This window comes from Allobranchiibius huperziae (genome assembly GCF_013410455.1).
Classification (GTDB): domain Bacteria; phylum Actinomycetota; class Actinomycetes; order Actinomycetales; family Dermatophilaceae; genus Allobranchiibius; species Allobranchiibius huperziae.
The window spans coordinates 659,682-680,426 of the sequence record NZ_JACCFW010000001.1 but is presented as its reverse complement, the minus strand read 5'-3'; the positions used below and the strand labels follow the sequence as shown (position 1 = coordinate 680,426).

Here is a 20,745-nt window from a genome sequence, read left to right as displayed (position 1 = left end):
GACTCGCTCAGTCCTCCACGGATTCGGCGATCTCCAGCCAGCTGAGCTCCATCTCCTCGCGTTCGGCGTGCAGCGCGCGCAACTGACCGTCCAGCTCCGCCGCGCGGGCGTGGTCGGACGCCGCCGAGACCAGCGCGTCGTGCAGCATCTGCTCACGGTCGGCCAGCTTGGACATCGAGCGCTCCAACCGGGCCATGTCCTTGCGCGCCTCTCGCTGCTGAGCGGGGTCCGTCCGCGCGGCCTGCGGCGCGGCCACACGAGTCGGCGCGCCGTCGTCCGAACGAGCCCGCCGGGCCGCGCGCAGCTCGAGGAACTGGTGCACCCCACCCGGCAGCTCGCGGATCTGGCCGTCGCCGAGAAGCGCCACCTGCCGGTCGCACATCCGCTCCAGCAGGTAGCGGTCGTGGGAGACCACGACGAGCGTGCCGGCCCATCCGTCGAGCACGTCCTCCATCGAGGTCAGGGTCTCGATGTCCAGATCATTGGTCGGCTCGTCCAGCAGCAGCACGTTCGGCTCGTGCATCAGCAGCCGCAGGAACTGCAGACGACGCCGCTCGCCACCGGAGAGCTGGGACACCCGCACCTGCTGGCGGCCGCCGTCGAAACCGAGCCGCTTGGCCAGGCTGCTGGCGCTGACCTCCTTGCCCTCGAGCATGATGTGCGACTTGACGTCGGTGATCGCGTCGATCACCCGCAGCCCGTCGAAGCGCTCCAACTCGCGAACCTCCTGGGTCAACATCGCGAGCTGAACGGTCTTGCCCTGCTTACGTTTTCCGGCCGAGAGCGGCTGGGTGCCCTCGATCGCCCGTAACAGGGTCGACTTGCCGGCGCCGTTGGCCCCGACGATGCCGGTGCGCTCACCGGGAGCAAGTCGCCAGGTCTGGCGATCGATGAGCGGCCGCTCGTCGACGGTGACGGTCGCGTCGATGAGATCGACGACGTCCTTCCCGAGACGGGTGGTGGCGAAGCGGACGAGCTCGACCCCGTTGCGCGGCTCCGGCTCACCGGCGATCAGCTCGTTGGCCGCGTCGATGCGGAAGCGCGGCTTGCTGGTGCGGGCCGGCGGTCCGCGGCGCAGCCAGGCCAGCTCCTTGCGCAGCAGGTTGGTGCGGCGTTCCTCGGTGACCGCGGCCATCCGGTCGCGCTCGTTCTTGGCAAGCACGTACGCCGCGTAACCGCCGTCGTACTGCTCGACCTGACCGTCCACGACCTCCCAGGTGCGGGTCGCGATCTCGTCGAGGAACCACCGGTCGTGGGTGATCGTGGCGAACGCGCCCGAGGTGCCCGCGCGGTGGCGCACCAGGTGCGCGGCCAGCCACTGCACGCCCTCGACATCGAGGTGGTTGGTGGGCTCGTCGAGCAGCAGCAGCGCGGGGTCGTCGATGAGCAGGCGCGCGAGCGCGACCCGGCGACGTTCGCCCCCGGACAGCGGCCCGACCAGGGCGTCCGGGCCCCCGACGGTGTCGAAACCGACACCGCCCAGCAGCCCGTCCAGGATGTCGCGCACCCGGGCGTCGGCGGCCCACTCGTGCTCGGCGCGGTCGCCGACCACGGCGGCGTGCACCGTGGACGCCGGGTCGAGCCGGTCGTCCTGGGAGAGCATCCCGACCCGCAGACCGCCGACCCGCGTGACCCGGCCGTCGTCCACGCCCTGGACCCCCGCGAGCACCCGCAGCAGCGTCGACTTGCCGCCGCCGTTGCGCCCGACAACCCCGATGCGGTCTCCCGTGCCGACACCGAGGGAGACTTCGTCGAGGAGTTGACGGGTGCCCAGCGCCAGCGAGATGCGCTCGCAGGCGAGCAGATTCGGCATGGGACAAGGCTAATGCGGTGCGTGCACGTTCCTGACCAGCCGCTGCGCGCCTGAGCAGCGACGGTGCTCACGACCGCGCGAGGTCAGGCCGGACCGACCGAGTGCAGGTCGGTCACCACGTGGGCTCCGGGGGCGGGTCCGACGGCGCGTACGACGTCGTCGGCCACCTTGCCCGCGCTCAGGGTCACCATCAGGTCGAGCGCCAGATGGTGGCTCGCGCAGAGGAACGCCACGGTCGGGCCGGACCCGCAGACGACCGCTCCGCACGCCCCGGCCTCCATCCCCGTGTCGATGACCTCGCGCAGCCTCGGCATCAGGGAGATGGCGGCGTCCTGCAGGTCGTTGCGCAGGTGCGGCGCCAACTCGTCGACGTCGCCGGACCGCAACGCGGACATCAGGGCTCCGGACGGCTCGGGCGCGGGCACCGACTCCCCCACGCGCAACCGGTCGCACTCGGCGTAGACCTTCGGGGTCGACAGGCCCTCGTGCTGCAGGGCGAACACCCAGTGGAAGTCGGCCTGCGTGAGCACCGGGGCCAGCACCTCACCACGCCCCGAGCCGAGGGCCGTCCCACCGGTGATGGCGAACGGCACATCCGAGCCGATCTCCGCGCCGATACCCATCAGGTCGGCCCGGGTCAGCCCGAGCGACCAGAGCGCGTCGGCCGCGACCAGCGCCGCCGCGGCATCGGCCGACCCTCCGGCCATCCCGCCGGCGACCGGGATGTGCTTGTCGATGTCGATCTGCAGCATCTCCTCGATGCCGAAGCGCTCACCGAGCAGCTGCACCGCGCGGACCGCGAGGTTGTCGGTACCGGTGGGCACGGCGGCGGCGTACGGACCGTTGACGACGCACCCCCAATGGGTCGCGGGCGTCACACGGACGTCGTCGGTGAGGTTGACGGCGTGGAAGACCGTCGCGAGGGAGTGGTAGCCGTCGTCGCGCAACGGGCCGACCTGCAGCTCGAGGTTGACCTTCGCGGGCACCCTCACCTGGACACCGGGTGAGGAGGGAACGGTCCGCATGCCGCCCACTATGCCGGACGATTCGCGGCGATCGCGGCGAACGCCTCGATGGTCAATCGCTCGCCGCGCAGGCCGGGATCCACACCGGCGGCGCGTAGGGCCTGCTCGGCGAGGGCAGGGCTGCCGGCCCAGCCGGCGAGCGCCGATCGCAACGTCTTGCGGCGCTGGGCGAACGCCGCGTCGATGCAGGTGAAGACCGCCTCCCGCGGGGCCTGCGAGACCGGCGCGTCGCGGCGGATCATCTCGACCAGCCCGGAGTCGACGTTCGGCGCCGGCCAGAAGACGTTGCGGCCGACGCGGTCGGCGAGGCGGACCCGCGCGTACCAGGCGGCCTTCGCGCTGGGGGCTCCGTAGACGCGACTGCCCGGCGGTGACGCGAGGCGCTCGGCGACCTCCCACTGCACCATCACGAGGACGCGGGTGATGCTCGGGAACCACTCCAGGTAGGACAGCACGACCGGCACCGACACGTTGTAGGGAAGGTTGGCCACCAGGGCGACAGGCTGCGGATCCGGCAGGAGCGGCGTGCGCAGCGCGTCGGCCTGCACCACCTGGAGCCGGTCGGCACGGTCCGGGGCCACCTCGCGCACGGTCTGCGGCAGCCTCGCGGCCAGGGTCGGGTCGATCTCCACCGCGGTCACGCCGCCCGCGCACTCCAGCAGGGCCAGGGTCAGCGACCCCAGGCCCGGGCCGACCTCGACGACCTGGTCATCCGGGCCGACGCCGGAGAGGCGCGCGATCTTGCGCACCGTGTTGGCGTCGATGACGAAGTTCTGGCCCCACTGCTTGGTCGGCCGCAGACCCAGCTCCGCGGCGAGCGCGCGCACCTGCGTCGCGCCGAGGAGGCCGTCACCGGCGGGCGTCGTCACGGCGCCACCCTACGCAGCAGTACCCGACCGGTTGTCAGCGTCCGCGGGGCGTCGGCGCCACAAGGACGCTGACCATCGCGGGACCAGCCGGTCACCAGGGCCCGTAGACCCGTTCGCTGTTGTCCGACAACGCTTTCGCCAGCGTCGGGACGTCGACGTTGAGGACGCCGGCCATCGCCCGCACGGTGAGCGGCACGAGGTAGGACGCGTTGCTCGCCCCGCGGTACGGCGAGGGGGTGAGGTACGGCGCGTCCGTCTCGACCAGGAGGTGCTCCAGCGGGGTCACCGCGAGCGCGTTGCGCAGGTCACGCGCGTTCTTGAAGGTCACCGTGCCGGCGAAGCTGAGGAAGTAGCCCTGCTCGACGCATTCGCGCGCCATCGCCACATCGCCGGAGAAGCAGTGCAGCACCGTGCGGTCCGGCGCGCCCTGCTCGGCGAGGATCGCCAGCACATCGTCGTGCGCGTCCCGGTCGTGGATCTGCAGCGCCTTGCCGAGGCGTTTGGCGAGCTCGATGTGCTCACGGAACGACGCCTGCTGCGCCGGGCGACCGACCTCGTCGGTGCGGTAGTAGTCCAGCCCGGTCTCGCCGACCGCCCGGATCCGCGGGTGCGCGGCGATGGCGGCGATCTCGGCGAGGGCATCGTCCAGGGTGCCTTCGGCGGCCAGCCGCGGCGCCTCGTTCGGGTGCAGCGCGACAGCGCCCACCAGCTCGGGGTACTGCTCGACGACCCGCGCGGTGAACCGGGCACCTTCGACGTCGCAGCCGACCTGCACGAACCGGTCCACCCCGACGGCCCGCGCCGCGGCGATGGCCTGCGGGATGTCGGGCGGGCTCTCGCCGTCGCGCGCCATGTCCCAGTGCGTGTGGTTGTCGACCACGGCGACGGGCAGCCGGTCGGGCGCGGGCGGCGGCCCGCCGCGCGAGCCGGCCTCGTGACCCCGGCTCACGGCGTACGACCGATCACGCGAGTTCGCCCTGCAGCCGGGCCAGTTCGTCGTCGACGACACTCGGGTCGAGCTTGGTGAAGACCGGCGCCGGCTTCGGCACCGGCGCACCCGGCACGATCGCGCGACGCTCCCAGCGAGGCGTGGCGGAGTAGTCGCCGGTGATGACCGGGTAGCCGCGCTCGGGCTCGTCGAGGTCGCGCACCTGCTCCAGTCGAGGCATGGGCACGAACTCACCCGTCCCACCGAGCACCCGGTGGATGACGTTGGCGCTGTGCGGCAGGAACGGCGCGAGCATCGTGTTGAGGTCGCTCACCACCTGCGCGAGGGTGTGCAGCACCGTCGCGAGCCGGTCACGCTGATAATCGCCCTTGAGCTTGAAGGGCTCGGTGTCGGTGACGTACTTGTTCGCCTCGCGCACCCACCGCATGGCCTCCTGCAGCGCCGCCTTCTGCCGGTGCGCCTCGATGAGGCGGCCGACCTCGGCGAACGCACCGCGTACGCCGTCCAGCAGGGCCTCGTCGATGGGCTCGGTCGCGGCGGGGGTCGGGATCTCGCCGAAGTTCTTGGCGATCATCGACGCGGTGCGGTTGACCAGGTTGCCCCAGCCTGCGACCAGCTCGGAGTTGTTGCGCTGCACGAACTCGACCCAGGTGAAGTCGGAGTCCTGGGTCTCCGGACCGGCGGCGCTGATGAAGTAGCGCAGCGCGTCCGGCCCGTAGCGGGCGACCATGTCCTGCACGTAGATCACGTGCCCTCGGGAGGTCGAGAACTGGGCGCCCTCCATCGTCAGGTACTCCGAGGACACCACCTGGGTGGGCAGGTTGAGCTCGCCGTACTCCCCCGGCTGTCCGCCACGGGTCCCCTTGCCGTTGTTGGCGAGAATCTCCGCGGGCCAGATCTGGGAGTGGAAGACGATGTTGTCCTTGCCCATGAAGTAGTACGACCGCGCGGCCGGGTCGTTCCACCACTCCCGCCAGCGGTCGGGCTCCCCCAGCCGGCGTGCCCACTCGATCGAGGCCGACAGGTAGCCGATGACGGCGTCGAACCACACGTAGAAGCGCTTGGACTCCCACCCCTCCCGCGGGATGGGGATGCCCCAGTCGATGTCGCGGGTCATCGCGCGCGGCCGGATCTCGGCGAGGATGTTCTGGCTGAACTTGATGACGTTGGGCCGCCACTCCCCGCTGGCCTCGCGCTCGTCCAGCCACTCCCCGAGCGCGTCGGCCAGCGCCGGCAGGTCCAGGAAGTAGTGCTGGGTCTCGATGAACTCCGGCGTCTCGCCGTTGATCTTGCTGCGCGGGTCGATCAGGTCGGTGGCGTCCAGCTGGTTGCCGCAGTTGTCGCACTGGTCGCCGCGTGCGTCGGGATATCCGCAGATCGGGCAGGTGCCCTCGATGTAGCGGTCGGGCAGGGTGCGCCCGGTGCTCGGGCTGATCGCGCCGCGGGTGGTCTGCTCCACGAAGTAGCCGTTGGCGTCGATGGACTCGAAGAGCTGCTGGACGACGGTGTAGTGGTTGACGGTGGTGGTGCGGGTGAACAGGTCGTAGGACAGCCCGAGATCGGTCAGGTCCTGGGCGATCACCGCGTTGTACTTGTCGGCGATCTCACGCACCGTGACGCCCTCGCGCTCGGCGAGCACCAGGATCGGCGTGCCGTGCTCGTCGGTGCCGCTGACCATGAGCACGTCGTGCCCGGCCATCCGCATGTACCGGCTGAAGACGTCGGCGGGCACCCCGAAACCGGCGACGTGACCGATGTGGCGGGGACCGTTCGAGTACGGCCAGGCGACTGCAGACAGGATCTTCATGACCGGGTAAGTCTAGGGAGGGCGGGCCACCGCTTTTCCTCAGCCCGAACGGCGGCGCCCGCTGAGTCAGCGCAGGGCGTCGTACGACGATGTGGGGGTTCTGCGTCTGTGGCCAGTGCTGCCGCCCTGGCCACAGACGCAAACCGTGCACCTACCGCGAACGCGGGGTCAGCGGGGCTCCGGCATCTCGGGCACCACCGGCGCCGCCTTCTGTCCTCTGGCCACGACCGCGGCGTCGTACAGCGCCTTCTTCGACAGCCCGGTCCGGTCGGCGACGCTCGCGCACGCGTCCTTCAGTCGTACGCCGTCCGCCACCAGCCCCAGCACCTGCGGCAGAGCGTCCTCAAGGGTGACCTGCACCTGCGGGGCGCCGTCGACCACGACGGTGATCTCCCCGCGGACGCCGTCCGCGGCCCACCGCGCCAACTCACCGAGCCCGCCGCGGCGGACCTCCTCGTAGGTCTTGGTGAGCTCACGGCACACCGCACCGCGCCGGTCGGCGCCGAACGCGTCGGCCATCGCGGCGAGCGTCTCGGACAACCGGTGCGGCGCCTCGAAGAAGACCATCGTGCGGCGCTCGCCGGCCAATGCGGCCAACTGGCGGGCGCGTTCACCGGCCTTGCGGGAGCAGAACCCCTCGAAGCAGAACCGGTCGACCGGCAGGCCCGACACCGCCAGTGCCATGAGCACCGCCGACGGGCCGGGCACGCAGGTCACCGCGAGCCCCCGCTCGGCGCAGGCCACCACCAAGCGGTAGCCGGGGTCGGACACCGAGGGCATCCCGGCGTCGGTCACGAGCACGACCCGCTCGCCGCCCGCGATCCGCTCGACCAGCTCCGGTGTACGCCGCGCCTCGTTGTGCTCGTGGTAGCTCACGATCGCGCCGCCGACGGTGATGCCGAGGTCGTCGGTGAGCCGCCGCAGGCGGCGGGTGTCCTCGGCGGCGACCACGTCGGCGGTGGTCAGTTCCGCGCCGAGCCGTGGGGCGGCGTCGCGCGGATCGCCGATCGGGGTGGCGGCCAGCACCAGTGCTCCAGTCACGCACGCCACCCTGGCACGGCGACCGGGCCGTGGCAGACACGGCGTGACGCAGCCCCGTCGGTTAATCTCCCTGCGGCGGCCCTGCCAACCGGTGGCGGACCGCGGTGCGCAGCGACGTGGCAGGGAGGTCACCCGTGATCCAGACGCTCGTGCGTCCGCCGCGGCGTACCCGCCTGGCGCCGACCCGGGCCCTCAGCACCACCGAGCAGCTGCGCCGACGGCTGCTCGGGCGACCGCGTACGGCGCAGGAGAAGCTCTGGGGCTGGCTCGGCCCGGCGATGCTGACCGTCGTCGGCGGGATCCTGCGGTTCTGGAACGTCGGCCGCCCCCACCAGCTGATCTTCGACGAGACGTACTACGTCAAAGAGGGCTGGTCCCTCATGCGCTTCGGGTACGAGCGCAAGCAGGACAAGACCACCGGCATCACGAACAACCCCGACAGCCTCTTCACGATGGGCAATCCGCACATCTACGGTGTGAACCCGGACTTCGTGGTGCACCCGCCGATGGGCAAGTGGCTGATCGGCTTCGGGGAGTCGCTCTTCGGCATCAACAGCTCGTTCGGGTGGCGGTTCGCGGTCGCGGTGACCGGGACGCTCAGCATCTATCTCGTCGGCCGGGCCGCGTGGCACCTCTTCCGGTCACCGCTGCTCGCCACCGTCGCCTCGCTCCTGCTGTGCTTCGAGGGCAGCGAGTTCGTCATGTCCCGCACCGGGATCCTCGACATCATGGTGATGTTCTGGGCGCTCGCCGGGTTCGTCGCGCTGCTCGCCGACCGGGCCCGCACCCGCGGCATCCTGGCCCGCAAGGTCGCCGCGATGAAGGACGCCGGCACCTGGGACGCGCACGACCTGGCCGGACCGTGGCTCGGCTGGCGGCCGTGGCGCTGGGTCGCTGCCGTGTGCCTGGGTCTGGACGTGGCCACCAAGTGGTCCGGCGGCTACTACCTCGCGGTCTTCTGCGTGATGTCGGTGCTCTGGGACGTCGGCGCCCGGCGCAGCGTCGGCGTACGCCGCTGGATCAGCGCGACGTTCCTCAAGGACGCGCTGCCCGCCGCCGTCTACATGGTGGCGGTCGCCGTCGGCACCTATCTGATCACCTGGATCGGGTGGTTCACCCATCCGGACGCCTACGACCGGCAATGGGCGGTGAACAACCCGGCGGTGAAGAACGACGGCATCTCACCCGACAGTCACCTCTTCGCGTGGCTGCCCGATCCGTTGCGTTCGCTGTGGGAGTACAACGTCGAGATGTACAAGGCCGCGTTGTCGATCACGCAGCCGCACCCGTACGAGTCGAACCCGTGGTCGTGGATGCTGCAGACCCGCCCGACGTCGTTCTTCTACGAGAGCCCGCCCCCGCACGAGTGCGGCGCGGCGCAATGCAGCAAGGCCATCACCTCACTGGGCAACGTCGGCATCTGGTGGTTCGGCACGGTGGCGCTGGCGGTGCTGCTCTTCTGCTGGCTGCTACGCCGCGACTGGCGCGCCGGTGCGATCTGGGGCGGTGTCGCAGCGGGCTGGTTCCCGTGGTTCCAGTACCAGCAGCGGACCATCTTCACCTTCTACAGCGTGGTCTTCTCCCCGTACGTCGTGCTCGCGTGCGTCTTCGTGCTGGGGCTGATGCTGGGGCCGGTCACGGCTGACGCGCGCCGGGTGCTCTTCGGCAAGGTGGCCGTCGGCGGCTATCTGCTCCTGGTGACGGGACTGTTCATCTTCTTCTGGCCCATCTGGACCGGCCAGGTCATCCCGCAGACGCACTGGCAGTGGCGGATGTGGTTCCCCAGCTGGGTCTGAGGACCCGCGCGCCGACGCAGGAAAGTGACCGATCCGCCGACAACCCACGTCGGCCCGTGGCGCCGGTGCAGGAAAGTGACCGATCCGCCGACAACCAACGCGGGTGACGCCGGCAGCGGGGGCCGGCTGCAGCGATCCTCGTCCAAGCCGCCTCGGAACCGGCACGGCCGCAGACGAGTCACCGCACGGAAGGCTCAGTTCGCGGGCCGTGCGCGGAACTGGCGCGACAGACCGCCGCTCACCTCGTCGAGGACCTCGTCCGCACGGTCGGTGGTCACATCGAGGATCTCGTAGGAGCCGCTGCCGGCGGCCGTCGCGAGCATCACCGAGCAGACGCCCACCCGACGCTGGAAGAGCGACTGCCGCGTGGTCAGAGCGACCACCCCGCCTCGCTCGATCACGAACGTCGTGCGGCGCACGGCACCGGACCGGCCGACCACGAAACGGTCGGTGACCTGGTGGCGGAGCGCGGTCGAGCGGCTGACCGCGAGCGGCCAGGCCAGCACTATCGCGAGCACGGCCAGCGCCACCCACCACCACGAGGACATCCACCACGCCACCACGAGGAGGACGGCCGCGACGAGGACGGAGACTCCGAACGCCCGACCCCACCGCCGGCGACGGGCCGCAACGCCGTGCTGTCGCAGGGGGATCCGCAGCTCTCCGGGCAACCGGAGCACCCGGCCTGCGGTCCGCGCGATCACAGCGGTCGGCGACGGAGGGGCCAGCATCGCGCTCATTCCGCGATCGTCGCCCTTGAGGCCGGTGGTGACCGCCCGCAGCCGGGCGCCCCCGACCCAGCGCAGCGGGATCGGTTCGTGAAGCTCGATCCCCCGCAGCCGCCGGGTCTCCAGCGACACGGCGCGGGTGGTGAGCAGCCCGCGGGCGACGTGCAGGGTCTCCCCGCCACGGCTGCGGGTCAGCCGGAAACCGAAGAACGCCAGCGCGTACGCGAGCAGGGACAGCAGCACCACGACGACGAGCAGGACGAGCACGCCGACGGCGACGGCGAGCACGGTCCCGGCGCGCAGCACCGCCCCGCTCACATCGCGCAGGGCCCCCGACCGCGTCGGGTCGAGCCCGGTGTCCTGGACGACCTGGCTGGCCAGACCGAAGATCGCCAGGGCGGCGACCAGCCCGCTCGGGCCGAACGGCGCGTACCGCAGCCAGGACGGATCGAGCCGATAGAGCTCGACGTCCGCACCGTCGTCGTGCTGCCGCTCCGGCTCGACCGGCCCGGGCTCCTTGGACAGTTCGACGCCCCCGGCCCGGCTGCGGTGCAGCAGGTCGGCTCGCAGGTCGGCCGCCTCCCGCGTGGTCAGCCCGTTGAGCCGCATCTCCTTCTCACCGGCGGCGGTGCCGATCTTCACCTCCGCGAGGCCGAGCGCACGGTGCAGGATCGACGCGGTGACGTCGACCGAGCGCACCCGGTCGGCCGGCGCGGAGACCGTCGTACGCCGCAGCAGCCCGGAGCGCAGCTGCACCTGGCTGTCGGTGAACCGGTAGCGGGTCGTGAGCCAGCGGGCGACCCCCGCGCCGACGGCGACCGCCGTGACGATCAGCCCCCACCAGTTCTGTCCGCCGCTGCGACCGGCGAAGACCACCGTGACCAGGGCGGGCAGGAAGCGGATGATCTCCCGGACCGGGTGGATCAGCAGCATCCGCGGGCTGAGCCGCCGCCAGACGCCGTCCTCGGGGATGTCCGCGATGTACCCGACACCGCCCGGTGCCGTCACGTCGCGTCGCCGGGACTGGCCGCTGTGGCGGTGGTGAGGTCGCGGACGACCTTCTCGGCGTCGCCGCGCCGCAGACCCTCGATACGCAGCTCGCCCTTGGCCGACGCGGTCGTGATCGTGACGGTGGTCAGGCCGAACAGCTGGTCGATGGGGCCGCGCTCGGTGTCGACGGTCTGCACCCGGGAGACCGGCGCGATGCGCCGCTCGCGCACCAGCCAGCCGCGCTGGGTGTAGACGGCGGTGTCGGTGATCTCCCAGCGATGCACGGCGTAGCGCCAGAACGGCACCACGCAGATCCCGACCACGGCCAGCAGCGCAGCGGCCGCGCACGCGACGTAACGCCACACCCCGGTGATGGCGCCGGTCCACGCCAGGACCACCACCACGGCAAGCACGACGACCCCCGCGACTCCGTACTGCGTCGCCCACATGGCCTTCGCGCGGGGCGCCACCAGGTGTCTCGGCTCCCTCAGCTGATCCACACGGGAAACTTTCTCACGGCTCCTCGTTCGCCGACCCGCGCAACGCCAGACGAACGGCCTCGCCGAGGTCTGCGCAGACGGCCGACGCCGCGCGGGCGGCCTGCTGCGTCGTCGCCGGTCCGGGCACGAGGATCGCGCGGGCACCGGCCGCGCGCGCCGCCGACATGTCGCCCTCGGTGTCGCCGATCAGCACGCATGCACTCGCCGCGACCCCGAGCGCCGCGGCAGCGGCGAGCACCATGCCGGGCCGCGGTTTGCGGCACGCGCAGTCGTCCTGTGGCGTGTGCGGGCAGAACTGCCAGGTGTCGAACGGCCCGAGCAGTTCTTCGACGCGGTCGTTGACGGCCCGCATGTCGGCCTCGGTGATGTACCCGCGCCCGATGGCCGACTGGTTGGTCACCACGCCGGTGCGCAGGCCGGCCGCGCGTACGGCGTCGAGGGCCTCTCGCGCACCTGGGACGGGCACGACGAGGGCCGGGTCGCCGTTGTACGCGACGTTCGCGATGAGCGTGTCGTCACGATCGAAGAGCACGGCTTCCGGGCGGGATGTCGACACCTGCAGATCTTCCCCCACCGCCGACGCGACCGGTGTATTACCTTCGGCCACACCACATCTGCGCGGGTTGACCGAGGGGCGTCATGGACACCGAGAACACGAACGACTTCCACATCGCCAGCGGCGTGTTCATCGGTGCGGGCGTGGTCTACCTGATCGTTCTGGTGTTCTACATCTGGGCGATCGTGCGCATCATCCGCCGTTCGGGCTACTCCGGCTGGTGGGTCCTCATCGGGCTCGTCCCGATCCTCAACGTGATCATGTTCTTCGTCTTCGCGTTCAAGAAGTCGCCGACGGAGCGCGAACTGGAGTACCTGCGGGGCGGAGCGGGCCGGGCGCCCCAGCGCTACTGAGCGCCGTTGCGGCGCCGCGCCGACTGCGGTAGCAAAGGGGCCCGAGCGTCGCGCGGCAGGAGCACCCCATGGAGCACGGACCGCTGACCGACCGGGTCGCCCTGGTCGCCGGGGCCACCCGCGGCGCCGGCCGGGCGATCGCCGTCGAACTGGCGCGCGCGGGCGCCTTCGTCTACGCGACCGGCCGCAGCAGCCGGGCGTCCGGCCGTTCGGAGATCGACCGCCCCGAGACCATCGAGGGCACGGCCGAGGCGATGTACGCGGCCGGCGGCACCGGGCGCGCCGTGGTGGTCGACCACGAGGATCCGGACGCGGTGCAGGCGCTGGTGCGCGAGATCGAGCAGGACCACGGCCGCCTCGACGTGCTCGTCAACGACATCTTCGGCGGCGACCGCTACGCGCAGTGGGACCGCCCGCTGTGGGAGCACGACCTGGCGGGCGGCCTGCGGATGCTGCGGATGGGCGTCGACACCCACCTGATCACCAGCCACCACGCACTGCCGCTGATGCTGCGCACGGCGCGCGATACCGGCGTACGCGCGCTGGTGGTGGAGATGACCGACGGCACGGCGCAGTTCAACAGTTCGTTCCGCGAGGGCGTCGGTTTCTACTAGGACCTGGTCAAGGCCACCGTCGAACGCATCGTCAAGGGCCTCACCTTCAAGCTGCGGGAGGAGCCGGTCACGGCCATCGGCGTCACACCCGGCTGGTTGCGCTCCGAAGCGATGCTCGAGGGGTTCGGCGTGACCGAGGAGCAATGGCGTGACGCCCTGGCGAAGGAGCCGGGCTTCGCCATCTCCGAGTCCCCGACGTACGTCGCGCGCGGAGTCGCGGCGGCAGCCGCCGATCCGGGGGTCGACCGATGGTCCGGTCAGATCGTCACCGCCCGCCAGCTCTCGGACGCGTACGGCGTGACCGACGCCGACGGGTCGCGCCCGGACTGCTGGGGCTACCTGGCCCGCCGCACCGCCGGGGACGGGGCAGCGCCTATGCCCGTGGAGGACTACCGATAGCGGCGCAGGCCGTCGAGGATGACCGTCACCAGGGTGTGAGCGCGGGCAACCCACTCCCCCTCGGGCACACGCGACAGGGCACCGAGCAGCAGGATGACGTCGGTCGCGTCGACATCCTCGCGCACGTCGCCGGCCTCCGCGCCCTCGTCGAGCAGGGTCTGCAGCGCGTGGTCCAGCCGTTTCTCGTTGTCGGCGTAGAGGTCCTGCCACGCCGACGCCTCGATCGCCGCGACGACGCCGCGTTTGACGCGCGCGTACTCCAGGAGACGGTCCAGCCACAGCTCCAGCGCGCGCAGCGGCGGGTGTTCGGCGAGCAGCGCGGGCACCGTCTGCACCAGGTCGCCCATCTCCTGCCGGTACACCTCGGCGACCAGGTGCTCCCGGGTCGGGAAGTGACGGTAGAGCGTGCCCTGCCCCACCCGCGCGTCCTTGGCGACGGCCTGCAGCCGCAGACCGTCGACGGATCCGCCCGACGCGACCAGCGCCGCGCGTGCGGAGCTGACGATGCGAGCACGGTTGACGACCGCGTCCGCACGAGGTGTGCGTGCTGGCATGGCCTCCCCGTTCGGGACTCGAGCTAAACGGACAAATGTCCGTTACGCTGCCATCAACCGGACAGGTGTCAGTTTAGAGCTGGAGGCAGGCATGAGCGGGATCGACGGCAAGGTCGTGGCCATCACCGGCGCGAGCAGCGGGATCGGCGAGGCGACGGCGCTGGAGTTGGCCGGACGCGGCGCGGCGGTCGTCCTGGGTGCCCGACGCACCGACCGCCTGGAGGTGCTGGCCGGGCGGATCCGCGCCGATGGAGGGCGCGCTCAGATCGTGGCGACAGACGTCACCCGACGCGCCGACCTGAGGCGACTGGTCGCAGTCGCCGTCGAGACGTTCGGACGGCTCGACGTCCTGGTCAGCAACGCGGGAATCGCCCGAACCGCACCGGTATCCGACCTCGATGTCGACTCGTGGGACGCGATGATCGACATCAACGTGCGGGGTGTACTGCACGGCATCGCCGCCGCGCTGCCCGTCTTCCGGCAACAGGGGCGCGGTCATCTCGTGACCACGGTGTCGACCTCGGGTCTGAAGATCGCCCCGACCCAGGCCGTCTACGCGGGCACCAAGAACGCGGTCCGCACACTGCTCGAGGCGCTGCGCCAGGAGTCCACCGACGGCGTCCTGCGCACCACCTCGATCTCGCCGGGGTTCGTGCGCACCGAACTGGTCGACTCCGTGGAGGACCCCGAGATCCGGGAGCAGATGCGGCGACGGATGGCCGAGCTGGGCATCGACCCCGCCGCAGTGGCCCGCGCCATCGCGTTCGCCATCGAGCAGCCCGACGACGTGGAGATCGGCGACCTGACCATCCGACCCACGTCGCAGGGCTGATCACCGGGTCCGGAAAATGAATCAGACCCCGCCGCCCGACGCTGTCGCGCCGACCTGACGGGGTCTGCCACTGGTGGAGCTGAGGGGATTCGAACCCCTGGCCTTCTCATTGCGAACGAGACGCGCTACCAACTGCGCCACAGCCCCAAAAGCAAGCGAAACTCTAACACCGCGCGCCCCATCCGCCGAACCGGCTCACCTGCTGAGCGTCACGACCAGAATCACGACCCCGACCACTATCGCGACCGCCCCGCTGATGCGTTGCACCTTGAACGCGGCCGCGCTGGGCTCGGCCGCTCCGGGGTTCTTGTACTGCCACGCACGGGTGCGTCGCCAGGTGGCCTCTGGCGCGATGACGTTGCACAGGGCGATGCCGAAGAACAGGATGAAGAACGGGATCATGAACCAGTGCATGAGGTGAACCTAGAGCAAGCACAACGGTCTTGAGCCCGGACGCAGCCGTTCCCAGCGAAACCCCAGGTAGGGCGGGTCAGCCGGCGCGGAAGGCCGAGGGCAGCTCCTCGACCTCGGGGTCGAGCGCCATCCCGTCGAAGGGCAGCTCCTGCACCGGCACGTTCTCATAGGACGCGGGTGCGGCGGGAGCACGCTCGGGCGCCTTGGCCTTCATCGTGTAGGTCGGCTTGGGCACCTGGACCGGCGACCAGGTGCCGTCGGGGGCGCTCTGCGCTGTCACAGACGCGGCGGGCACGGGCGACTCGGGGGCATCGACGGTCGGTGTGGCGACCTTCTCAACCTCGACGCTCTCATTCGTCCGCGCCGCGGGAGCCTGCTGGGCACGGACCGGCGCGGGCTGGGCGTCGAACGGCACGTCGTCCCAGCGGATCAACTCCACGTGGGTCTCGTCGTCGTGGCGCTCGGCGACGGGGCGCCGGCGGCGCACCGGCTGCGCGGCCTGACGCGGCTGCTGCGGTCGCGACTGCGGGGTCGTACGACGCACGGCCGGTGCATCGTGGCCCGCACGGCGCTGCTCGGCCACGGTCTCGGCGCGCAGCCACAGCAGGACTGCACCCAGCAGCATCAGCGAGGCGACGATCGCGAGCCAGGACACGGCCCCGGCGACCACGAGGAGCAGCGTCAGCGGCAGCAGGCCGGCGGCGACGAGGAACGCGATGCCGCGCGTACGGCGCTGACCCGCCACGGTGCGTGCCCGGTCGAGCACGTGGTGGAGCTTGTCCGTCATGGGCGAATCCGCAGACATGGCAACCTCGTTCGAATGGTGTGCGGGAAGTTGCGGCTCATCGTGCACGGGGTGCTCACCGTGGATCACGGTGCCGGCGCGCAGCGAGGTGCGCTCGGCAGCGTGCGAGTCAGAGGCATCGACGGTGACCGGCGTACGGCGCTCCAGCACCCGCATGGCGTCGGAGAACGTCTCGACGGTGCGCGCCGTCAGGAGCACCTGCCGGCGGCGGATCTGGTGCTGCAACAGCCAACCGGCCCAGACGACCACGATCGCAACGAAGATGAGGCTGCTCGGGTTGTCCACGAGGGCGACGCTACGGCGTACGGAAAGCCTTGCACCGCAGCACCGTCGGTGTGTCGTCAGACCGGTTCCGGATACGTCGCCCGCAGCCTCCCGACCATCGTCTCGCCCGCGGCGAGGTCCTCCCTCACGACCGCGAACGTGCGATGGTCGCGCCACTGGCCGTTGATGTGCAGATAGGCCCGGCGCAGCCCCTCGTCACGCAGCTCGAGCTTGCGGACGACCGCCAGGCTCGAGTGGTTCTCGGGGCGGATGTTGACCTCGACCCGGTGCAGTCCGACGGTGCCGAAGGCGTGATCGATCGCGGTCGCGAGCGCGTACGGCGTGATGCCGCGCCCGGCGTACCGCTGCGAGATCCAGTAGCCCACCCCCGCGGACCGCAGCGCGCCCCGCACGATGTTGAACAGGTGCATCTGGCCGACCAGCTCGCCGTCGACGGCGACCGCGAACGGCAACAGCTCACCGCGCGCCGCCAGCCGGTCCTGCTGGCGCACCATCTGCGCGAACGACACGGGGGCCTGCTGGATCGGCGACGTGGAGTCCCACTCCCTGGTCCAGGCGGCGTTCTGCGCACGCAACTGCACGAACTCGGCCCGGTCGGCCCGAGCACGCAACGGTCGCAACATGATCCGCATCCCGCGCCAATCACCGGCGATCGCGATCGGCCACGGCCGGTCGCTCAATGGTCACCACCGCCGTGCACCTGGGTGACCGCGTGCGGCACGACGTCCCGCAGCACCTCGATCGCGTCCCGCACCCCGCCCGTGGAGCCAGGGAGGTTGACGATCAGCGTGCGGCCGGCCACTCCTGCCAGTCCCCGTGACAGCACCGCAGACGCGACCCCCTTGCGCACGCCGGCCGCGCGCAGCGCCTCCGGGATACCGGCGACCCGGCGGTAGAGCAGTGCTGCCGTCTCCTCCGGCGTGTGGTCCGACGGCGCCAGGCCCGTGCCGCCCGTCGTGAGGACCAGATCCACCCCGTCCGCGACGGCGGCCCGCAGAGCATCCCCCACCGGCGGACCGTCGGGGACGATCAGCGCCTCGTCCGCGTCGAACCCCCACTCCCGCACGGCGGCCACGAGCAGCGGACCGGAGCGGTCGTCGTACTCGCCCATGAAGGCCCGGTCCGAACAGGTGATGATCAACGCCCTAGGCATCCTGTTCGCTCCAATCACCGGAGCGGCCACCGGATTTCGCCGTTACCCGGATATCGGTGATCCGCGCGTGCTTGTCGACGGCCTTGATCATGTCGACCAGCGCGAGCGCCGCCACGGACACGCTGGTGAGCGCCTCCATCTCGATGCCGGTGCGGTCGGCCGTGCGCACCTCGGCTTCGATGTCGACGCCGTCGTCCCGCACCACCAGGCTCACCGACACGGCGTGCACGGCGACGGGGTGCGCCAGCGGCACGAGCTCCGGGGTGCGCTTGGCGGCCTGGATGCCCGCGATCCGCGCCACGGCCAGGGCGTCGCCCTTCGGCACGGTCCGGTCGCGCAACGCACCGATCGCCGCGCGCGACAACAGGACCCGACCACGTGCCTGCGCCACGCGCGCCGTCACCGGTTTCTGCGAGACGTCGACCATCCGGGCGTCGCCGGCGTCGTCGAGGTGGGTCAGCCGGTCCATGTCAGGCGCCGCCGATCAACGGGATGACCTCGAGCACATCACCCTCGTGCACCTGGGTGACCTCTGCGGGCACCACCGCCAGAGCGTTGGCGTGCGCGAGCCCGCCCATGATGTGCGATGCCTGGCCCCCGGAGGACACGATGCGCCGATCGTGATCCAGGACGACCCGGGCGAACTGTGCGCGACCGGGCGGGGAGGACCACCCGGTCTGCACCGTCGCGCGGACGCTGCGCGCGGCATCGGGCCGACCGGCCATGCTGCGCAGCGCCGGCGCCACGAACACCTCGAACGAGACGAGGGAGCTGACCGGGTTGCCGGGCAGGCAGAACACCGGCACGTCCCCCAGCATCCCGAACCCCTGCGGCTTGCCCGGCTGCATCGCCACCTGGGTGAATTCGAAGTCGTCGGCGAAGGCCAGCTTCAGGGGCTCGAACGCGCCCGCACTCACTCCGCCGGAGGTCACGATGGCGTCGACCTCCCCCGCGAGCGATGTCAGGGCCGCGCGGGTCTCGGGTCCCCCGTCGCCGACCGCGCGGACCGCACCGACCGCGAAGCCGTGCGCGGTCACCAGCGAGGCCAGCATCGGGCCGTTGCAGTCGATGACCTGCCCGTATGCCAGATCGCTCCCAGCGGGGCGCAGTTCGTCGCCGGTGGTCACGATCCCGACGCGCGGTCGGGGAATGACCTCCACCTCGGCGTGCCCGGCGGACACGATGGCCGGGATGTGCCACGGCGCGATCCTGGTGCCGGCCAACGCCACCACGTCGCCCTTCTGGACGTCGCCACCGAGCCGGCGTACGGCGGTGCCGGGCGCGACGGCGTGCTCGACGCGCACCTGATGGGTGCCGCCGTCGGTCAGTTCGACCTGCACCACGCTGTCCGCGCCGGCGGGCACGGGCGCGCCGGTCATGATCCGCCAGGCGGTGCCCGGCTGCAGCACCGACGACCGGGTGTCACCGGCCGGGATGTCGCCGTCCACCGGAAGGGTCACCGGTGCGTCGGCGACATCGGCAGCGCGAACGGCGTATCCGTCCATGGCGGAGTTGTCGAAACCGGGCAGGGCGGCACCGGAGACGACATCGGCGGCCAGCACCGACCCCAGCAGCTCCGGTGCGAGCACCGGGATGCGGCGGGGCGCGAGCGACCTGACCTGATCGAGCAGGTGCCGGCGGTGATCCTCGACGCTACGCATGGCCTCGACCCGAAAGTCGCCTCAATGCTCCATGAGGCGGTGCTCGGCCTTACCCGCCGCCTCGTCGGACGCCGCCCACTCGCGCACCCAGTCCCGGAAGGTGTCGCCGAAGTCACGGTGGCGGGCGGCCAGCCGCACCACGGCCTTCAGATAGTCCAGCCGGTCTCCGGTGTCATAGCGGTTGCCGCGGAAGATCACGCCGGTCACCCCGCCGCCGGGCACGCCCGGGTCGGTCAGCTTCAGCATCGCATCGGTCAGCTGGATCTCACCGCCGCGCCCCGGCTCGGTCCTCTCCAACGCGTCGAAGATCGCCGGGTCGAGCACGTAGCGACCGATGATCGCCAGATTGCTCGGCGCTTCGCCCGGCTCGGGCTTCTCCACCAGGGACTTCACGCGGACCAGGTCCCGCTCGCCCTCGATCGGCTCGACGTCAGCGCAGCCGTAGAGCTGCACCTGGTCCTCGGGGACCTCCATGAGCGCCACGACGGAACCGCCGTACGTGCCGCGCGCCGCGATCATCCGCTCCAGCAGGTCCTCGGTCTCGTCGATGAGGTCGTCGCCGAGCAGCACGGCGAACGGTTCGTCACCCACGTGCGGTCTCGCGCAGAGCACCGCGTGGCCGAGGCCGAGCGGCTCGCCCTGGCGGATGAAATGCACATTGCCGAGGTTGGCCGACTTGCGCACCCGGTCCAGGCGCAGTTCGTCGCCCTTGCGCTCCAACGCCTGCTCGAGCTCCCAGTGCCGGTCGAAGTGGTTCTCCATGGCGGACTTGTTGCGACCGGTGATGGTGAGGATGTTGTCGCATCCGGCGCGGATGGCCTCCTCGACGACGTACTGGATCGCCGGCTTGTCCACGACCGGGAGCATCTCTTTGGGAATCGCCTTGGTGGCAGGCAGGAACCGGGTGCCGAGGCCGGCCGCGGGGATCACGGCCTTGTGCACGTCGGTCTTGTGGGGTGCCGTCATGCCCGAAGGCTAACGGCTCGCCCTCGGGGCGGGTGACGCGTTCCCCGGAGCCCCGGTCCAGCCCGGCGGGTCGGCAGACTGGGCCCCATGTGGCGTGAACTCCCCCAGGACAAACGTGCGGCCCGGGCGCTGATCCGCGCCGGCCGTCGCGCACGCCCCGCTCAGGAGCGCTCCGAGGACGACGCGGCACTCGCCGGGCACCTGCGGGACCTGCTGGGCGACCGGCTGCCGGGTCTCGCCGCGACGTACTCCGCGCTGCCGACCGAACCGCCCACCAGGGCCATGAGGACGCTGCTGGAGCAGGCCGGATGGCGGGTGATGGTGCCGATCCTGTTGCCGGACAACGATCTCGGATGGGAGGACGGGAACGCTCACGACCCGTCGTACGTTGCCGAGGCGACCCTGTTGATCGTCCCGGCCCTAGCGGTCGACCGCCGCGGCATGCGGCTCGGACAGGGCGGGGGCAGTTACGACCGCTCCCTGCATCGGCGTTCGCCGGGGTCACTCGCGCTGGCCGTGGTCTACGACGACGAGCTGGCGGACGTCGTACCCAGCGAGCCCCACGACCTGGCCGTGGACGCCGTGCTCACACCCCGGGCAGGGGTACGACACCTGACAGAATGACGACTCGCCGC

General features: G+C 71.2%; 23 protein-coding genes and 1 tRNA gene. 6 read left to right on the top strand and 18 right to left on the bottom strand.

Going from position 1 to position 20,745, the window contains the following annotated elements; all coding sequences use genetic code 11:
• Positions 1–7 precede the first annotated feature (7 nt).
• The 6 genes from HNR15_RS03260 to rsmI all read right to left on the bottom strand — a co-directional run bounded on the left by HNR15_RS03260 (position 8) and on the right by rsmI (position 7,504).
• A complete protein-coding gene (locus tag HNR15_RS03260; protein WP_179479085.1) occupies positions 8–1,813 on the bottom strand; it encodes an ABC-F family ATP-binding cassette domain-containing protein in 1,806 nt (601 codons plus the stop codon).
• Between the two features lie 83 nt (positions 1,814–1,896).
• Positions 1,897–2,838, bottom strand: coding sequence for a 4-(cytidine 5'-diphospho)-2-C-methyl-D-erythritol kinase (locus tag HNR15_RS03255; RefSeq protein ID WP_179479083.1), 942 nt, complete (start codon positions 2,836–2,838; stop codon positions 1,897–1,899).
• A gap of 8 nt (positions 2,839–2,846) precedes the next feature.
• A complete protein-coding gene (gene rsmA, locus HNR15_RS03250; protein ID WP_179479081.1) occupies positions 2,847–3,707 on the bottom strand; it encodes a 16S rRNA (adenine(1518)-N(6)/adenine(1519)-N(6))-dimethyltransferase RsmA in 861 nt (286 codons plus the stop codon).
• 91 nt (positions 3,708–3,798) lie between these two features.
• Positions 3,799–4,656, bottom strand: coding sequence for a TatD family hydrolase (locus HNR15_RS03245; protein ID WP_343048400.1), 858 nt, complete (start codon positions 4,654–4,656; stop codon positions 3,799–3,801).
• Positions 4,657–4,669: 13 nt separating this feature from the next.
• Positions 4,670–6,463, bottom strand: coding sequence for a methionine--tRNA ligase (gene metG / locus HNR15_RS03240; RefSeq protein WP_179479079.1), 1,794 nt, complete (start codon positions 6,461–6,463; stop codon positions 4,670–4,672).
• 168 nt (positions 6,464–6,631) lie between these two features.
• The gene (gene rsmI, locus HNR15_RS03235) at positions 6,632–7,504 is read right to left on the bottom strand and encodes a 16S rRNA (cytidine(1402)-2'-O)-methyltransferase (RefSeq protein ID WP_179479077.1); all 873 of its coding nucleotides are present in this window, start codon (positions 7,502–7,504) and stop codon (positions 6,632–6,634) included.
• 134 nt (positions 7,505–7,638) lie between these two features.
• On the opposite strand from rsmI, the gene HNR15_RS03230 reads away from it, so the two are divergent.
• Positions 7,639–9,300, top strand: a complete 1,662-nt coding sequence (locus tag HNR15_RS03230) for a dolichyl-phosphate-mannose--protein mannosyltransferase (RefSeq protein WP_343048399.1) — start codon at positions 7,639–7,641, stop codon at positions 9,298–9,300.
• A 194-nt stretch (positions 9,301–9,494) separates the two neighbouring features.
• Here HNR15_RS03230 and HNR15_RS03225 read toward each other — a convergent pair whose 3' ends face one another.
• The 3 genes from HNR15_RS03225 to HNR15_RS03215 are packed head-to-tail and all read right to left on the bottom strand — an operon-like array spanning position 9,495 to position 12,074.
• A complete protein-coding gene (locus HNR15_RS03225) occupies positions 9,495–11,036 on the bottom strand; it encodes a PH domain-containing protein (protein WP_179479075.1) in 1,542 nt (513 codons plus the stop codon).
• The gene (locus HNR15_RS03220) at positions 11,033–11,518 is read right to left on the bottom strand and encodes a PH domain-containing protein (RefSeq protein WP_343048398.1); all 486 of its coding nucleotides are present in this window, start codon (positions 11,516–11,518) and stop codon (positions 11,033–11,035) included. Before HNR15_RS03220 ends, HNR15_RS03225 begins: the two co-directional genes overlap by 4 nt.
• A 13-nt stretch (positions 11,519–11,531) precedes the next feature.
• On the bottom strand, positions 11,532–12,074 hold the full coding sequence (locus HNR15_RS03215) for an HAD-IIIA family hydrolase (protein WP_179479073.1): 543 nt from the start codon (positions 12,072–12,074) through the stop codon (positions 11,532–11,534).
• 83 nt (positions 12,075–12,157) lie between these two features.
• Between HNR15_RS03215 and HNR15_RS03210 the strand changes: the two genes are divergently transcribed.
• The 3 genes from HNR15_RS03210 (at position 12,158) to HNR15_RS18085 (ending at position 13,440) form a co-directional block, all read left to right on the top strand.
• Positions 12,158–12,427, top strand: a complete 270-nt coding sequence (locus tag HNR15_RS03210; RefSeq protein ID WP_179479072.1) for a DUF805 domain-containing protein — start codon at positions 12,158–12,160, stop codon at positions 12,425–12,427.
• Positions 12,428–12,495: 68 nt separating this feature from the next.
• On the top strand, positions 12,496–13,041 hold the full coding sequence (locus HNR15_RS18090; protein ID WP_246305880.1) for an SDR family NAD(P)-dependent oxidoreductase: 546 nt from the start codon (positions 12,496–12,498) through the stop codon (positions 13,039–13,041).
• A gap of 96 nt (positions 13,042–13,137) precedes the next feature.
• On the top strand, positions 13,138–13,440 hold the full coding sequence (locus HNR15_RS18085) for an SDR family oxidoreductase (RefSeq protein WP_246305879.1): 303 nt from the start codon (positions 13,138–13,140) through the stop codon (positions 13,438–13,440).
• Here HNR15_RS18085 and HNR15_RS03200 read toward each other — a convergent pair.
• The gene (locus HNR15_RS03200) at positions 13,431–13,994 is read right to left on the bottom strand and encodes a TetR/AcrR family transcriptional regulator (RefSeq protein ID WP_179479071.1); all 564 of its coding nucleotides are present in this window, start codon (positions 13,992–13,994) and stop codon (positions 13,431–13,433) included. The genes HNR15_RS18085 and HNR15_RS03200 overlap by 10 nt on opposite strands.
• A 91-nt stretch (positions 13,995–14,085) precedes the next feature.
• Here HNR15_RS03200 and HNR15_RS03195 point away from each other — a divergent pair, with 91 nt between their 5' ends.
• Entirely contained in the window at positions 14,086–14,826 is a 741-nt protein-coding gene (locus HNR15_RS03195; protein WP_179479070.1) for an SDR family oxidoreductase, read from the top strand.
• 71 nt (positions 14,827–14,897) lie between these two features.
• On the opposite strand, the gene HNR15_RS03190 is transcribed toward HNR15_RS03195, so the two are convergent.
• The 8 genes from HNR15_RS03190 to galU form a co-directional block, all read right to left on the bottom strand.
• Positions 14,898–14,973 (bottom strand) — tRNA-Ala (locus HNR15_RS03190).
• 48 nt (positions 14,974–15,021) lie between these two features.
• The gene (locus tag HNR15_RS03185) at positions 15,022–15,240 is read right to left on the bottom strand and encodes a DUF6199 family natural product biosynthesis protein (protein ID WP_179479069.1); all 219 of its coding nucleotides are present in this window, start codon (positions 15,238–15,240) and stop codon (positions 15,022–15,024) included.
• A gap of 76 nt (positions 15,241–15,316) precedes the next feature.
• Entirely contained in the window at positions 15,317–16,330 is a 1,014-nt protein-coding gene (locus HNR15_RS03180) for a hypothetical protein (RefSeq protein ID WP_179479068.1), read from the bottom strand.
• Positions 16,331–16,386: 56 nt separating this feature from the next.
• Positions 16,387–17,010 (bottom strand): GNAT family N-acetyltransferase, encoded by a 624-nt coding sequence (locus tag HNR15_RS03175; protein ID WP_246305878.1) that lies wholly within the window; start codon positions 17,008–17,010, stop codon positions 16,387–16,389.
• On the bottom strand, positions 17,007–17,483 hold the full coding sequence (locus HNR15_RS03170; RefSeq protein WP_179479067.1) for a MogA/MoaB family molybdenum cofactor biosynthesis protein: 477 nt from the start codon (positions 17,481–17,483) through the stop codon (positions 17,007–17,009). The genes HNR15_RS03175 and HNR15_RS03170 overlap by 4 nt, the downstream gene beginning before the upstream one ends.
• A complete protein-coding gene (gene moaC / locus HNR15_RS03165; protein WP_179479066.1) occupies positions 17,476–17,952 on the bottom strand; it encodes a cyclic pyranopterin monophosphate synthase MoaC in 477 nt (158 codons plus the stop codon). The genes HNR15_RS03170 and moaC overlap by 8 nt, the downstream gene beginning before the upstream one ends.
• A 1-nt stretch (position 17,953) precedes the next feature.
• Positions 17,954–19,144 carry a molybdopterin molybdotransferase MoeA gene (locus HNR15_RS03160; RefSeq protein ID WP_179479065.1) on the bottom strand — a complete coding sequence of 397 codons (1,191 nt, stop codon included), beginning with the start codon at positions 19,142–19,144 and terminating at the stop codon, positions 17,954–17,956.
• A 21-nt stretch (positions 19,145–19,165) separates the two neighbouring features.
• Positions 19,166–20,110, bottom strand: a complete 945-nt coding sequence (gene galU, locus HNR15_RS03155) for a UTP--glucose-1-phosphate uridylyltransferase GalU (RefSeq protein ID WP_179479064.1) — start codon at positions 20,108–20,110, stop codon at positions 19,166–19,168.
• Positions 20,111–20,197: 87 nt separating this feature from the next.
• On the opposite strand from galU, the gene HNR15_RS03150 reads away from it, so the two are divergent.
• Positions 20,198–20,734: a 5-formyltetrahydrofolate cyclo-ligase gene (locus tag HNR15_RS03150; protein WP_179479063.1), complete on the top strand. Its 537-nt coding sequence runs from the start codon at positions 20,198–20,200 to the stop codon at positions 20,732–20,734.
• Positions 20,735–20,745: the final 11 nt, after the last annotated feature.